At 73.8% G+C, this 14,379-nt stretch carries 11 protein-coding genes; 5 read left to right on the top strand and 6 right to left on the bottom strand.

Features of this window, described 5'->3' with window-relative positions; translation table 11 throughout:
- Window positions 1–7: 7 nt before the first annotated feature.
- Genes AB0M16_RS22395 through AB0M16_RS22375 form a run of 5 tightly spaced genes read right to left on the bottom strand, consistent with a single transcriptional unit; the run spans window position 8 to window position 6,596 of the window.
- Complete coding sequence (locus tag AB0M16_RS22395) at window positions 8–1,123, bottom strand: DegT/DnrJ/EryC1/StrS family aminotransferase (RefSeq protein WP_365345529.1); 1,116 nt, start codon at window positions 1,121–1,123, stop codon at window positions 8–10.
- Window positions 1,120–1,842 (bottom strand): NeuD/PglB/VioB family sugar acetyltransferase, encoded by a 723-nt coding sequence (locus AB0M16_RS22390; protein WP_365345527.1) that lies wholly within the window; start codon window positions 1,840–1,842, stop codon window positions 1,120–1,122. The genes AB0M16_RS22395 and AB0M16_RS22390 overlap by 4 nt, the downstream gene beginning before the upstream one ends.
- Window positions 1,839–3,962 carry an aminotransferase class I/II-fold pyridoxal phosphate-dependent enzyme gene (locus AB0M16_RS22385; RefSeq protein ID WP_365345526.1) on the bottom strand — a complete coding sequence of 708 codons (2,124 nt, stop codon included), beginning with the start codon at window positions 3,960–3,962 and terminating at the stop codon, window positions 1,839–1,841. The genes AB0M16_RS22390 and AB0M16_RS22385 overlap by 4 nt, the downstream gene beginning before the upstream one ends.
- Window positions 3,959–5,119, bottom strand: coding sequence for a Gfo/Idh/MocA family oxidoreductase (locus tag AB0M16_RS22380; protein WP_365345524.1), 1,161 nt, complete (start codon window positions 5,117–5,119; stop codon window positions 3,959–3,961). Before AB0M16_RS22380 ends, AB0M16_RS22385 begins: the two co-directional genes overlap by 4 nt.
- A 1-nt stretch (window position 5,120) precedes the next feature.
- Window positions 5,121–6,596: a sugar transferase gene (locus AB0M16_RS22375; RefSeq protein WP_365345522.1), complete on the bottom strand. Its 1,476-nt coding sequence runs from the start codon at window positions 6,594–6,596 to the stop codon at window positions 5,121–5,123.
- Between the two features lie 353 nt (window positions 6,597–6,949).
- On the opposite strand from AB0M16_RS22375, the gene AB0M16_RS22370 reads away from it, so the two are divergent.
- From AB0M16_RS22370 to AB0M16_RS22360, 3 genes are all read left to right on the top strand, one after another.
- Window positions 6,950–7,843, top strand: a complete 894-nt coding sequence (locus tag AB0M16_RS22370) for a glycosyltransferase (RefSeq protein WP_365345520.1) — start codon at window positions 6,950–6,952, stop codon at window positions 7,841–7,843.
- Window positions 7,844–7,968: 125 nt separating this feature from the next.
- Window positions 7,969–9,246, top strand: a complete 1,278-nt coding sequence (locus AB0M16_RS22365; protein ID WP_365345518.1) for a glycoside hydrolase family 6 protein — start codon at window positions 7,969–7,971, stop codon at window positions 9,244–9,246.
- Between the two features lie 88 nt (window positions 9,247–9,334).
- A complete protein-coding gene (locus AB0M16_RS22360; protein WP_365345516.1) occupies window positions 9,335–10,378 on the top strand; it encodes a M36 family metallopeptidase in 1,044 nt (347 codons plus the stop codon).
- A 62-nt stretch (window positions 10,379–10,440) separates the two neighbouring features.
- Here the strand turns inward: AB0M16_RS22360 and AB0M16_RS22355 are convergent, their stop codons facing one another.
- Window positions 10,441–12,471: a hypothetical protein gene (locus tag AB0M16_RS22355; RefSeq protein ID WP_365345514.1), complete on the bottom strand. Its 2,031-nt coding sequence runs from the start codon at window positions 12,469–12,471 to the stop codon at window positions 10,441–10,443.
- Between the two features lie 269 nt (window positions 12,472–12,740).
- Here AB0M16_RS22355 and AB0M16_RS22350 point away from each other — a divergent pair, with 269 nt between their 5' ends.
- Both AB0M16_RS22350 and AB0M16_RS22345 read left to right on the top strand, forming a co-directional pair.
- The gene (locus tag AB0M16_RS22350; RefSeq protein WP_365345512.1) at window positions 12,741–13,244 is read left to right on the top strand and encodes a hypothetical protein; all 504 of its coding nucleotides are present in this window, start codon (window positions 12,741–12,743) and stop codon (window positions 13,242–13,244) included.
- Between the two features lie 164 nt (window positions 13,245–13,408).
- Window positions 13,409–14,071, top strand: coding sequence for a DUF308 domain-containing protein (locus AB0M16_RS22345; RefSeq protein ID WP_365345510.1), 663 nt, complete (start codon window positions 13,409–13,411; stop codon window positions 14,069–14,071).
- Window positions 14,072–14,379: the final 308 nt, after the last annotated feature.

Raw genomic sequence — 14,379 nt, 5'->3', positions numbered from 1 at the left:
GCGGGCCCTAGTTCAGGGCATTCACCAGTGCGTCCACGACCTGTCGCTGCTGGTCGTGGGTGATCTGCGGGAACAGCGGCAGCGACAGGATCTCGTCGGCCGCCCGCTCGGCGTGCGGGAAGTCCCCGCGCTCATGGCCGAGATGGCGGTAGGCGGGCGTCAGGTGCACGGGCGCCGGGTAGTGCACACCCGCCCCGATGCCGCTCGCGTTGAGCTTGCCCACCACCGCGTCCCGGTCGGCGCCCGGCACGCGCACCACGTACAGGTGCCACACGTGCGCGTTGCCGTCGGCCGTCGTGGGGCGGACCACGCGGCCGGTGCCGGCGAGGGGGGCGAGCAGCTCGTCGTAGCGCGCCGCCGCCGTCCGCCGGGCCTCGTTGCCGGCCGCGAGCCTGCGCAGCTTCGCGCGCAGCACGACGGCCTGCAGGCCGTCGAGCCGGCTGTTGAAGCCGGGGACGTCGTGCCGGTACTTGTGGACCCCGCCGTGGTTGGCGACGGCCCGCACCAGGGCGGCGGCCTCGGCGTCGTCGGTGAGGACCGCGCCCGCGTCCCCGTAGGCGCCGAGGTTCTTGCCCGGGTAGAAGCTGGTGGCGGCGATGCCTCCGCTGCCCGGGGTACGCCCGTGCCGGCTCGCGCCCTGGCTCTGGGCGGCGTCCTCCACGATGCGTACGTGCGCGGGCAGCCCCTCGGCGAGGGCGGCGACGTCGGCGCACTGCCCGTACAGGTGGACGGGCACCACGGCCTTGGTGGCCCCGCCGACCGCGGCACGGGCGGCCCGGGGATCGATCAGCAGGGTGTCGGGGTCGCAGTCGACCAGGACCGCGCGGGCGCCGGTCCTGGCGACCGCTCCGGCGGTGGCGATGAAGGTGTTCGCGGGCAGCACGACCTCGTCGCCCGCCCCGACGCCGCTCGCGCGCAGCGCCAGCTCCAGGGCGTCGGTGCCGTTGGCCACGCCCACGACGTGCGCGACGCCGCCGAACTCGGCGTACTCGCGCTCGAAGGCGGCGACCTCCTCGCCGCCGATGAAGGCGGTGTTCGCGAGGACCCGGTCGAAGCCGACGCGTATCTCCTCCGCGACCTCCGCGTGGGCGGCCTTCAGGTCCACCAGGGGAATCTGGTTCATGCGTTCGCTCCTCGTGCCGGGACCGGCAGGTCCCCCTGGTCGATGCCGTCGTCGCTTCGGTCGTGCAGTTCGTCGAGTGCGGAGGGCGGCGCCGGGCGCAGCAGACGGGCCGGAGAGCCCGCCCACACCTGGCCCGGGGGCACGTCGCCGAGGACCACGGAGCCCATGCCGACCAGCGACCAGGCGCCGACCGCCGTGCCCTCGCGGACCAGGGCACCCGCCCCCAGGTACGCGCCCCGGCCGATCCGGGCGCCGCCGCCGAGTCGTACGCCCGAGGCCAGGGTGGCGAAGTCCGCGACGTCGTCGTCGTGGGTGAGGACCGTCTGCGGCATCACCGCGACGTGCCGGCCCACCCGCACGGCCGCGGTCAGCACGGTGTGGGCCAGCAGCACCGTGCCGGGCCCGACCGTGGAGCTCGCCGCGACCGCGGCGGTCGGGTGGACCACCGTGGTGTAGCGGTGCTCGGGCAGGGCGAGCCGCCGCACCACCCGCGCCCGGGACGCGTAGTCGCGCGGGCTGCCGACGCACACCACGAAGGACGCGTTCGGCAGCTCCGCCGCCCGCTCGGTGCCCCCGAGCACGGGCACGCCGTCGACCTCGACGCCGTGCAGCGCCGGGTCGTCGTCGAGATGGCCCGCCAGCGGCAGGCCCGCGGCGCGGGCGGCCTGCGCGGTCTCCCGCGCGAAGCCGCCGGCGCCGATGATCACGAGCTGGGTCACGGACGCGCCGCCGCGTCCCGCAGCACGGCGACCACGTGGTCCTGCTGCTGCTCGGTCATGGTGTGGAACAGCGGCAGGATCAGCGAGTCGCGGCTGATCCGCTCGGTGACCGGGAGCGCCGCCGCCGGGTGCCCCTCGTAGGCGGGTTCGAGGTGGCTGGCCATGATGCCGCGGCGGGCCGAGACCCCGGCCTCGGCGAGCAGCGCGAGCAGCTCGTCGCGGCTCACCGGGAAGTCCTCGGCCAGCAGCACCCAGTACGACTGGAAGTTGCCCGCGCCGTGCTCCGGGTCCCGCACGGGCTCCAGGCCGGGCACGTCGGCGAGCAACTCGGCGTAGCGGGCGCCGAGTTCCCTGCGCCGCGCCACCATCGCGTCGAGCTTGGCCAGCTGGGCCAGGCCGACCGCGGCCTGGATGTCGGTCATCCGGTAGTTGAACCCGGTCTCCAGGTAGCTCTCCAGGACCGGTTTGCCGCTCGCGTGCCGCTCCGCGGCCGACACGTTCATCCCGTGCTCGCGCAGCCGGCGCAGTCGTGCCGCCCACTCGGCGTCGTCGGTGGTGATCATGCCGCCCTCGCCGGTGGTGAGCAGCTTGCGCGGGTGGAACGACCAGGCGGCGAGCAGCGCGCCCCGGCCGACGGAACCGCCGGCGACGGTCGAGCCGATCGCGCAGGCCGCGTCCTCCACCAGCGGCAGTCCCCAGGCCGCGCAGGCCTCCCGCAGCTCCTCCACGTCCGCGGGCACCCCGCCCTGGTGGACGACCAGGACGGCCTTGGTGTGCCCGGTGCGGACCGCGTCCACCGTCGCCGCGGTGAGATTGCCGGTGGCGAGGTCGACGTCCGCGAAGACCGGCTCGGCGCCCACGTACCGCACGGCGTTGGCGGTGGCGATGAAGGACAGCGACGGGACGACGACCTCGTCGCCGGGACCGACCCCGAGGGCGACGAGCGCCAGGTGCAGGGCGGTCGTGCAGGAGCTGACGGCCACGCCGTGCCGGGCGCCGACCCGCTCCGCGAAGGCCTGCTCGAAGTCGGCGACCCGGGGACCCTGGGCGACCCAGCCGGACCGCACGGCCTCGGCGGCGGCGGTCGCCTCCTCCTCGCCCAGCCACGGCACCATCACGGGGATCCGCACCGGTGCCTGCTCGGCGTCCGTCGCGGTCGCGCCCTTCTCCGCCCGCCACCAGTCGACCAGGTCCTTCAGGCCGGTGCGCAGGTCGATCTCGGCCTTGAAGCCGAGCCGCTCCTCGGCCAGCGTGGTGTCGGCGAGCCGCCGGGTCACCCCGTTGACCGCCCGCGCCGGGCCGTGCACCGGCTCCAGGTCGGAGCCCATCACGTCGAGCAGCGCGTCGGCGAGCTCGCGCAGCGAGGTCTCCGTGGAACTCGCCACGTTGAACACCTCGTCCGTGAGGTCCGCGCGGGCGGCCAGGATGTTGGCGCGCGCGATGTCACGGACGTCGACGAAGTCCATCGTCTGCGTGCCGTCGCCGAGGATCAGCGGCGGCTCGCCCGAAGCGATCCGCTCCATCCAGCGGATCAGCACCTCGGTGTACAGACCGTGGATGTCCATCCGCGGCCCGTAGACGTTGAAGTAGCGCAGGGCCACATAGTCCAGGCCGTACATGGAGTGGAAGCTGCGCAGCATGCCCTCGTTGAAGGCCTTCGCCGCCCCGTAGAAGGTGTCGTTGTTGTACGGGTGGTGCCGCTCGGTGGTCGGGAACTGCTCGGCCAGGCCGTACACGGACGCCGAGGACGAGGCGATCACCTTGCCCACCCCGGCGGCGGCCGCGGCCTCCAGCACGTTGAACGTGCCGTAGACCATCACCTCGTTGGCCAGCCGTGGCTCCTCCGCGCACTGGGTGATGCGGATCGCCGCCAGGTGGTAGACGAGGTCGGCGCCCTCCGTGACCCGGCGCACGGTCGCCGCGTCACGGATGTCGCCCTCGACGAGTTCGACCCGCCCGCTCGCCATCGCCCGGGCCAGGTTGGCCCGACGGCCGCGCACGAAGTTGTCGAGCACGACGACCTCGCGCGCACCCCCCTCGACCAGCAGGTCCGTCACGTGGGAGCCGATGGTGCCGGCACCGCCGGTGACCAGGATCCGCTTGTCCCGAATGTCGCTCAACGCCGTTCTCCCACCGCTTCGTTCGCGTGCTTCAGGGACCGGTCGGCACCGGTCCGCAGGCCGACGACCGCACCACGGAACTCCAGGCTCCGCGAGGCCGCCTCCAGAATGTCCAGGACCCGCAGGCCCGCCCGCCCGTCGGTCAGCGGCGCCCGCCCCTCGGTGATCGACGCCGCGAACTCGTCGACCATGCTGCGCAGCGCCTCCTTCTCGCCGATCGCGGGGGCGACCATGTCGCCGCTCCGGTACGAGATGAGGGCCTCGCGGCGCTCGTCCGCGCCCAGGTCCTGCGGGGTCGCCAGGTCCACCCCGCGGTCGAAGACCGCGACGCGCTGCGCCGGGTTCAGGTCGTCCCAGATCAGGGTGCGCTTGGCGCCGCCGACCATGGTGGTGCGCACCTTGGTGGGGGAGAGCCAGTTGACGTGCACGTGCGCGATGGCGCCCGTGTTGAGCTGCAGGGTGAGGTACGTGATGCAGTCCTGGCCCGCGCCGATCGGGTCCGCGCCGTGCGCGGCGACCGCCACCGGCTCCACGTGCTCGGGCAGGATGAAGTCGAGGATGGACAGGTCGTGCGGGGCGAGGTCCCACAGCACGTCGATGTCCTTCTGGACCAGACCGAGGTTGATCCGCACCGAGTCCACGTAGTGGATGTCCCCGAGCGCGCCCTCGTGCACCAGCTCGCGGATCTTGGCCACGGCCGGCGTGTAGCAGTAGGTGTGGTCGCACATCAGCGTCAGACCACGCTCCTCGGCCTCGGCGACCAGGCGCGCCCCGTCGGCGTAGGTGGTGGCGAGCGGCTTCTCGACGAGGACGTGCTTGCCGGCGCGCAGCGCGGCGAGCGCCACGTCCAGGTGCGTGCCGGCCGGTGTGGCGACCGCGACGGCGTGCACCTCGGGGTCGGCCAGGACCGCCGCGTAGTCGGCGGTGGCCTGCACCGTCGAGTACCCGCCGAGGACCCGCTGGGCGCGCGTGACGTCGAGGTCGCACAGCCAGCGCAGCCGGAAGCGGTCGCTGGACTGGAAGTTGCGCACGAGGTTGGGGCCCCAGTAGCCGGCGCCTATGACGGCGACTCCCAGTCGCTCGTCGGGTCGGGCGGCGTCGTTCAACGTGTTCCCCTCCAGGTCGGTGCCCAGGTCGGTGGGCTGGTGTGTGCGCATGTCAGTAGGCACCCGTGCCGCGCAGGACGGCGGGACCTGTGCGGAGCAGGATCACCGCGTCGAGGCCGAGCGACCAGTTGTCGACGTACGCCAGGTCGAGCCGTACGGCCTCGTCCCACGGCAGGTCGGAGCGGCCGCTGACCTGCCACAGGCCGGTGAGTCCGGGCTTCACGAGCAGGCGGCGCCGGACCTCGTGGCTGTAGCCGGCGACCTCCTCGGGCAGCGGCGGACGCGGCCCGATCAGCGACATCCGGCCGCTCAGCACATTGATCAGCTGCGGCAGTTCGTCCAGCGAGTAACGGCGCAGCGTGGCGCCCACCTTGGTCACCCGCGGGTCCTCGCGGACCTTGAAGAGCAGTCCGTCGCTGTTGTGGTTGGCGTCCGCGAGCTCCGCCCGCAGGGCCTCCGCGTCGGGCCGCATCGTGCGGAACTTCAGCATGGTGAACTGCTTGCCGTGCAGGCCCACCCGCACCTGCCGGAAGAAGGCGGGTCCCCGGCTGCCGAGCCGCACCGTCACCGCGACCACGCAGATCAGCGGGGACAGGAGCACCAGCAGCACCGCGGCGATCAGACGTTCGGCCAGCTCCTTCGGGAGCCGGGCGAGCCGGGAGAGCCGCGGCGCCCGGACGTGGATCAGCGGCACGCCGCCGATCGGCCGGACCTCCAGCCGCGCGGCCGCCACGTCGCCGAACGCGGGCGCGAGCAGGAAGTCGCCGCCCGCGGCGGCCGTGCTCCAGGAGAGCCGGCGCAGCAGGGCCGCGTCGATCTCCGGAGCCGGCAGCACCACCACGGCCGTGGAGCCGCGGAACGTCCGGATGGCGCCCGGGACTTCGTCGACGCCGCCGAGCACCGGCACCCCGAGGGCGTCGATCTCCTTGGCGTTCGCCGGATCGGTGAGGCACACCCCGGCGATGTCCATGCCCTGGAGCACGGCCGCCGCGGGAGCGCCGGGCCGCGCGTCGCGCAGCAGTGCCGTGAGCAGTTCGGCGACGCCGGCCGACGGGCCGACGAGGACCGCGGTCGTACGGTTCTCGCCGCGCGCCCAGTCACGGCGCAGCCGCTGCCGCAGCGCGAACCGGGCCGCCAGGGACAGCGCGGCGGCCGCCGGGGCCGCCAGGATCATCTCGTGCAGCAGATCGAGATCGCCCGCGATCCCCCAGCCGATGCCCGCGGCCAGGGCCGGCAGGACCAGCGTGCCGCGCAGTACGCGCCGGTAGACCTCGGTCCCGGAGCCGAGCGTGTTGCGTGCGTGCGCCCGGTGGGCGTACAGCACGACCAACCAGGCCGGCGGCAGGGCGAGGACGACAGGCCAGTGGCCGCCGCCCGCCCGCAGCACGAGCACCGCGGCGGCGACGGCCGCGGCGGCGTCCGCGACCAGCAGCGCTGTCTGATGTCTCCTTCGCCACCACAGGCGTTGGACGTCGACGTGTGTGGATTCGACACGATGCCGCTCATGCGTGACCGGCAGGACGGTCATCCATTCCCCCCAAGGGCGCTTCGCGCGCACCCCGTCGGACCCCTCGCGGCCTTTCCCCCGATTCGCCCATGAGCGCACGGCTCATGGGCAGGGGAAGGGCGGCGACGGTCGGCAAGGGTACGCGGCTCTTCCGCCTGACTGAACGGTGCGGACCGAGGACGCAAGTCTCCCCAGCCACGGCCGGGTCCGCACAGGACGCAGAAACCGCCCGGGACACGAGGGTGTTCGCGACCGAGCGGGTTCGGCAGCGCTCAATCTAGACCAACTGGGGCAGGCCAACCAGCAGTTGTGTGAAACTCCTACCGATAGTTGAAGGAACTGTAAGAGTGGGACGGGTTGGTCATACTGTGCATGTGCCCAGCATCGTGATCCCCGCCCACAACGAGGAACGCACCCTCGGACGCCTCCTGGACGGCCTCCTGGACGGCTCCTCCGAGCCGGAGTTCGACATCCTGGTCGTGTGCAACGGCTGTACGGACGCCACCGCCGACGTCGCCGCCGCGCGCGGGCCGCGGGTCCGGGTGGTCGAGACGCCCGTCCCCTCCAAGCACGAGGCCCTGCGCCTCGGCGACGAGCACGCCCACGGCTTCCCGCGGATCTACGTCGACGCCGACGTGGAGATCGGCGCCTCCGGCGTACGGGCCCTCACCGACGCGCTCGCCGGCCCCGGCGGCGTCCTCGCCGCCGCGCCCGAGCGGGAGCTGCCGATGACCGGCTGCTCCTGGCGGGTCCGGGCCTACTACCGGGTGTGGCAGCGGCTTCCCGCCGTACGGGACGGGCTGTTCGGGCGCGGGGTGATCGCCATGTCCGGTGAGGGCCACGCCCGCATCGCGGCCCTGCCGCCCCTGATGGCCGACGACCTGGCCGCCTCGCTCGCCTTCGGTCCGGCCGAACGCGCCGTGGTCCCGGCCGCCCGCGTCGTGGTCCGCCCGCCCCGCACCTGGGCCGACCTCGTCCGGCGCCGGATCCGCGCGGCCACCTCGACGGCCCAACTCGAGGACCACCAGCGCCAGTCGCCCCCGGACGGGGCACCGGACCCCGCGGGGGCCGCGTCACCCGCCGCGCCGCCCTCGGCCCGCACCGGCCTGGGTGACCTGCGCGCGATCCTCCGCGCCGAACCGGCCCTGCTCCCCGCGATGTTCGTCTTCCTCGCGGCCGCGCTCGCCGCCCGCCGCGGCGCGCGCAGAGCCATCAGGAAGCGCGACTTCGACACGTGGCTCAGGGACGAGAGCAGCCGCCAGGACTGAGCGCCCGCACGTGCCCCCGTACACCGGCGCACGCGCCGGGCGTACCGCCCGATCCGGCCGTTCCCGCCCCGAAGTGATCATGGCCGCCTAGGCTGCTCCCGATCACACCGAGGGAGGGTCGTTCCATGAAGGACCGGATTCCAGGGCGGCGCGCCGCCCGACTGGCGGCGGCGCTCGCCGTCTGCGCCGCCTGGATCGCCGTCGCCCCCGCGGCCGGGGCCGAGGAGCCCGCGGCCGCCGGGCCGCTCACGCCCGCGAGCCGGTTCTACGTGGACCCCGACAGCGGGGCCGCCCGGCAGGCGCTCGTCGACCGGGCTGCCGGCGACACCGACGACGCGGCCCGCATGACGGCACTCGCCGGACTGCCGCAGGCCGAGTGGTTCACCGGCGGCACGCCCGAGCAGGTCCGCGACGACGCGGCGGACCTCGTGGTCAGGGCCCGCGCGGCCGGGCAGCTGCCCGTACTCGTCGCGTACAACGTGCCCGGCCGCGACTGCGGCCTCTACTCCAGTGGCGGCGCGGCCTCGTCCGCCGCGTACCGGGAGTGGATCAGCGCCCTCGCCGACGGCATCGGGGACCGGGACGCCGTCGTGGTCCTGGAGCCGGACGGCCTCGCCGCCCTCCCCGAGGACTGCGCGGGCGCCGTCGACCCGACGGGCGCCCTCACCGCCGCCCGGCTCGCCGACCTCGACTTCGCCGTCACCACCCTCAAGGCCCACACGGGCACCGCCGTGTACCTCGACGCCGGCAACAGCCAGTGGCGGGCCGTCGGCGACATCGCCCAGCGGCTCATCGACGCCGGTGCCGGACGCGCCGACGGCTTCGCCCTGAACGTCTCCAACTTCCAGCCCACCGACCAGTCCACCCGGTACGGCACCTGGGTGGCCACCTGCGTCTGGTTCGCCACCGAGGGGCCCGACTGGGCCCGCGGCCACACCGACTGGTGCGCCAACCAGTACTACTCGGCCGCCGCGCCCAACGACGGCCTGCCCGGCAACGCCGTCTCGCCCGACGACCCGAGCACCTGGCACTGGACCGACGCCTGGTACGAGCAGGCCGCCGGCCACCCGTCCGCAGGCGAGCTGCTCCACTTCGTCGTCGACACCAGCCGCAACGGCCTCGGCCCCTGGAAGCCCGCCGCCGGCGCCTACGCCGACCCCGAGACCTGGTGCAACCCGCCCGGCCGCGGCATCGGCCCGCGCCCGACCGCCGACACCGGCGTCCCCCTCGTCGACGCGTACCTGTACGTGAAGACGATCGGGGAGTCCGACGGCCGCTGCACCCGCGGCACCGGCGGCACCGTCGACCCCGAGTACGGCGTCGTCGATCCACCGGCCGGCGCCTGGTGGCCGGACCTCGCCCACGGGCTCGCCCGCGAGGCCCGGCCCGCTCTCCTGCCCTGACCCTCGACGCGGAGGCCGGTCGTGGGCGATGATCACGGCCGCACCACGCCATCCCCCACATCTCACACCCCCCAACGGGAGGACGTTGATGGCTCGCCGCACATCCCGCGGCCTGATAGCCGCGGCCACCGCCACCGTGGCGCTGATCGCTCCGGCAGGAGCGGCCTCGGCCACGGGGCAGGCCCCCGCCACGGCCGGACCGCAGGCCCGCATCTTCATGGTCAACCCCGTGCAGTCCTCGGGCGACCAGTTGCTCACCGACGCCAAGGACTCCGCCACCGCGGTGCCCGTCGGCGCCTACGCCACCGCCGTGCTGCGCAACCTCGACGGCAGCGGCGGCCTCTCCGGCCGCTGGGCCTCCGTCAGGTCCGACACGGGCGCCTCGGCGAAGACCGCCGAGGCCGGCACGTACGACCGGCACGACGACCAGTTCGAGCAGGTCATGGCCTATTTCTGGGTCAACGAGGCCCAGGAGTACCTGCAGGGCCTCGGCTTCGGCAGCGAGCTGCCCGGCGCCAACGACCGGCAGCAGCCCGTCCGCATCAACCAGTGGGGTGCGGACAACTCCTTCTTCACCGACAAGAAGGACGAGATCCGCTTCGGCAAGGGCGGCGTCGACGACGCCGAGGACGCCGAGGTGATCGTCCACGAGTACGGGCACGCCGTGCACGAGGCCCAGGTGCCCGGCTTCGGCAGCTCTGCGGAGGCCGGCGCGATCGGCGAGGCCTTCGGCGACTACCTGGCCGTCGCGGTCGGCAGCAACGCCGCCGCCCGCCACGGCTGGCCGGTGAAGGCGAACCCCGCGTGCGTCGCCGACTGGGACTCCGTCCCGTACAGCACCGCCCCGCACTGCCTGCGCACTGTCGACGGCGACAAGGTCTATGCCGACCGGGTCGGCGAGGTCCACGCGGACGGCGAGATCTGGTCCCGTGCCCTGTGGGACATCCGTGGCCGGCTCGGCGCCCGGACGGCCGACCGGATCATCGTGAACGCCCAGTTCGGCTTCGCGCCCGACACCTCCTTCTCGGACGCGGCCGCCAAGACCATCGCGACGGCTCGCGGCATGTACGGCCAGAGCGCGGCGGACGCCGTCCGCGCGGCCTTCCAGGCCCGCCAGATCCCCGGGGTCTGACGGACCGGCGCACGAAAGGGGCCGTGCCGCACCGCGGCGCGGCCCCCACCCGTGTCACCGCGTCACGGAGTGACGGTCAGCGGCGGGCATGCCGGGTCGAGCCGCAGCCGGGCCAGGTCGCGGCCGGCCAGCGCCCAGGCGTTCCAACTGCCCGGCACGAAGGCGAGCTGCGGGTCGGTATACCAGTCGTCGCCGAGGCCGGTGGCGACGAGCTGCGGATCCGCGAGTCCGGGGCCGAGCAGGTGCACGTTGCCGCCGCCGAAGTACGTCGACGTGAACACCTTGTCCTGGTGCACCTCGATCTCGCCGTAACCGGGCAGCGTGCCCTTGTCCAGGATCTGACGGGTCGACGCGTTCATCGTGAACCAGCCGGCGTTCCGCTTGAAGATGCCGTACAGGATCCCGTTGTGGATCTTGATGTCCTGGATCGTCTGGTTGCCCGCCACCGGGTCGAGCGCCCACTTCACGGTGCGCGTGGCCAGGTCGAAGGCCGCGACGCTGGCGGCGGCGTTCCAGTCCGCGGGGTCGCCGTAGCCGCCGCCCCGGACGTCGCCGCCCAGGTAGACGATGCCGTCCGGGCCCAGGCTGAGGCTCATCAGGCTCTCGTTGGGGATCACGTTCAGGTAGACGTCCTTCGTGCCCGTGGCGGGGTCGACGACGGACAGCGCGCCCTGCGTGCCGGTGCCGAGCGGCGCACTGGCCACCAGGAGCCGGTCGGTGGCGGGGTCGTACTCCATGTCCCAAGGGCGCTGCTGGGCGTGTCCCAGGTAGCCGAGGGAGACCAGGGGGGTCTGCGGCGCCTGGAGGTCGAGCTCGACGATCTCGCCGCTCGGGTAGATCGCCGCGTAGAGCTTGTCGGCGCGACGGGCCAGCGCCTTCGGCTCGCCCGGTACCCAGACGGTCGTCCTGGCGCCCGTGGCGGGCGTGTGCACCGTGAGGGAGAAGTGGCCGCCGACCCAGACGTTGCCGCGGTCCGCGTCGAGGAAGACCGACTGGGGACGCTCGGCACCGCCGGTGAGACCGGCGTCGAGCAGGCTCGTGTACTCCGACCGGCCGGTCGTGACGTCCATCGTCCAGATCCCGCCGCTGCCGGAGAAGCCGGTCAGCGTGTTCCCGTCGAGGAACAGGCCGCGGGTCTCCTCCTGGGAGCGCGGGACGCCCAGCGACTGCAGGGGCTCGGCCGTGCGGTAGCGGAAGATCTCGCCGTTCGGGCGGGTGGAGACGTACGCGGTGTAGTCGGGCGCCAGGCCGAACGAGTCGATGGAGGCGCCCACGTTCACCGTGCGGAGGTCCGTGCCGTCCGTCTTGACGTCGTACAGCGTGCTGCCGGCTCCGGCGCGCACCCGCGTGCGGCCGACGGAGACGGTGGAGAAGCCGGCCGCGCTCGTGGCAAGGGTCTTGACCGCGCCCGTGGACCGGTTGATCGATACCAGCTTCTTGGTGTCGGGCAGGGCCGCGTACACGTAGGTGTCGTCGACGTCCACGCCGCGCACGTAGTGCTCTTTCGCGTCGAGCACCCCGAAGTCGCGGGTCGCTCCGGTGGCGGGGTTGTACTCGTGCACCTTGCCGTCCGGATACGTGCCCGCGTAGACCTTGCCGTCCGGAGCGGTGGCCAGGCTCCAGACGAAGCCGCCGCTGACGCCGAACGAGGCCACCCGGGCGATCTGCCCGGTGGCCGGGTCGAAGCGGTAGAGGTCCGGCACGGGGTAGGTGCCGACGTAGATCTTGCCGCCCGAGACGGTGGTGGCCCACGCGCCCTCCGGCTCCCCGGTCTCCGGACCGTCGGGTATCGGCGTCTCCCGGACGACCCTCCGCGTCGCCAGGTCGTACTCGGCGAGCACCGGGGGCTTGAAGCCCCGGGTGACGACGTAGGCGCGCCCCTCGTGCACGGTCGCGCCGACGATCGCCCCGGTCAGCGAGGCGGGCCCGAAGCGCTCCACCCCCGCTCCGCCGCAGTCGGCGGCGCGGGCCGGCGCGACGGGTGCGACGAGGGTCAGGACGGCCGCGAACAGGGCCGTGAGCAGGGCGACCGGAAGCGCAGGCGGGCGACGGCGTACGGCGAGGCCGGGAGAGCGGCCTTGATGACGGTTCATGGGCAGGTCCGGTGTGATCGGGAGAAGCGGAGCGGATGTCGCGAGGACGATACCGATCTTGTTCCGGACCTGCGCCGCCGCCCGTCCGGGCGGGCCACGTCCCGCCCCTGCCCGCGCCACGGGTGAGGTGCGCGGGGCGGGTCGCACTGATGCAATGGGAGCGGAGACGTGCGCCGGGCGCCGGCGCCGGCGGAAGCCCGCGCCCGGTGTCCGGCACCCGGCCGTTCCGGCGCCGGACCCGTCGGCCCGCAGGACCCCAGGGAGACCCCATGTCCCGTACGCGTTCCCCCGCCTCCGCGACCGGCCGCGACGCCGACTACTCGGGCGGCGTCTACGGTTCGATGCTCGCGGCCTCCGTCGTCATCGGCGCGGGCACCCTGGGGAACTTCCCGCGCGCGGAACTGGTGGTGCTGCTCCTGCTCACCGGTGTGGTGTTCTGGGCGGCCCACGTGCACGCCGAACTGTTCGGCACGCGGCTGGTGGAACGGACCGTGGACCGTCGCGCCGTCCTGCACGCCTGCCGGGAGGAGTGGCCGATCGTCAAGGCCGCCGTCCCGCCCGCGGCCGCCGTGGCCGTCAGCCCGCTCCTGGGCCTGGACATCGAGGGCACGCTCTGGCTGGCGGTCTGCGTGGCGGTGGTCGGCCAGATCGGCTGGTCGGTGGCCGCCGCGCGGCGGGCCGGTGCGACCGCGCGGCTCATGGCGGTCACCGCCACGGTGAACCTGCTGCTCGGCATGCTGATCATCTCGTTCAAGATCATCCTGAAGCACTGACCGGGCCGTTCCCTTCCTGGCCGGACCGTTCCCTTCCGTGGCCTCACCCGCAACGGGTGAGGCCACGGAAGGGAACCGGGTGAACGCTCGAAGGGACGGAGTCAGGTCCGGTCCCCTCCCCGGCCCATCGGGGGGAACGGCCCGCCCTGACGAGAGGAGGAGCCATGACCACGCCGAGTGGCCCGGCACGCGGTGCCGGGCCCGAACCGACGGCCGGCGGGGCGGCCCCCTTCGGCCAGCCCGACCCCGCGGAGCAGCTGTCGCGCCTGGGCCGTTCGTGGACCTGGGTCCTGGGCGCGGCGATCGCCACGCTCGTTCCAGGAATCCTGGCCCTGGTCTGGCCGGACGTGACCCTGCACGTGCTGGCCGTGCTCCTCGGCCTGTACCTGCTGGTGATCGGCGCCTTCCGGTTCGTCGCCGTCTTCGGCAGGGAAGAGGCGGGCGAGCGGGTCGCGGGGCTGCTGGTCGCCCTGCTGTTCGTCCTGGGCGGAGTGCTGTGCCTGCGGAACCCGCTGCAGACCATCGCCGCGCTCTCGCTGATCGTCGGCGGGGTCTGGCTGGTGTCCGGAATCCTGGGCTTCTACGCGGCCGTCGCCACCAAGGACATGCCGCACCGCGGCGTCGCCATGGTGGTCGCCGTCCTCGGCATCACCGCCGGGATCGTCGTGCTCGCCCTGCCCACGGAGTCCGCCCAGGTCCTCACGCGGCTCCTCGGCCTGTGGCTGGTCCTGCTCGGCGTCGCCGAGGTCGTGCTCGCCCTGTCCTGGCGGTCCGCGCTGCGCCGGGCCGGCATCCCGGGACGAACCCGCCCCGGTGCCGAGACCTGACCCCGACGTGCCTGCCCGCCGATCCCACCGCTGATCCGACCTGACCTGACCTGACCTGATCTGGCCTGGCCTGACCTGACCTGACCTGACCTGACCTGACCTGATCTGGCCTGGCCTGACCTGACCTGACCGCTGACCTCGCCGCCGATCCGCCCGCCGCCCGCCCCCCGGCGCCCGCCGCCCGCCCCGTTATGTTTTTCGCGGTCCTGCAATGGGGCCGCTGGCCTCCGGGCCCGGCATGACTGTTGCCCCCTGTCGAACGGATGACCTGGGGGGTGGTGTCACCGGGCCCGAGGGGTGCCGTCGGA

This window comes from Streptomyces sp. NPDC051921 (genome assembly GCF_040680975.1).
Classification (GTDB): domain Bacteria; phylum Actinomycetota; class Actinomycetes; order Streptomycetales; family Streptomycetaceae; genus Streptomyces.
Note: the sequence above shows the minus strand (reverse complement) of the source record. Positions and strands in the feature narration are given on the sequence as shown.

Coding starts and splice junctions, on each gene's coding strand:
- AB0M16_RS22395 (WP_365345529.1), bottom strand. CDS start 1,123: ATGAACCAGATTCCCCTGGTGGACCTGAAGGCCGCCCACGCGGAGGTC.
- AB0M16_RS22380 (WP_365345524.1), bottom strand. CDS start 5,119: ATGCGCACACACCAGCCCACCGACCTGGGCACCGACCTGGAGGGGAAC.
- AB0M16_RS22375 (WP_365345522.1), bottom strand. CDS start 6,596: ATGACCGTCCTGCCGGTCACGCATGAGCGGCATCGTGTCGAATCCACA.
- AB0M16_RS22365 (WP_365345518.1), top strand. CDS start 7,969: ATGAAGGACCGGATTCCAGGGCGGCGCGCCGCCCGACTGGCGGCGGCG.
- AB0M16_RS22360 (WP_365345516.1), top strand. CDS start 9,335: ATGGCTCGCCGCACATCCCGCGGCCTGATAGCCGCGGCCACCGCCACC.
- AB0M16_RS22355 (WP_365345514.1), bottom strand. CDS start 12,471: ATGAACCGTCATCAAGGCCGCTCTCCCGGCCTCGCCGTACGCCGTCGC.
- AB0M16_RS22350 (WP_365345512.1), top strand. CDS start 12,741: ATGTCCCGTACGCGTTCCCCCGCCTCCGCGACCGGCCGCGACGCCGAC.
- AB0M16_RS22345 (WP_365345510.1), top strand. CDS start 13,409: ATGACCACGCCGAGTGGCCCGGCACGCGGTGCCGGGCCCGAACCGACG.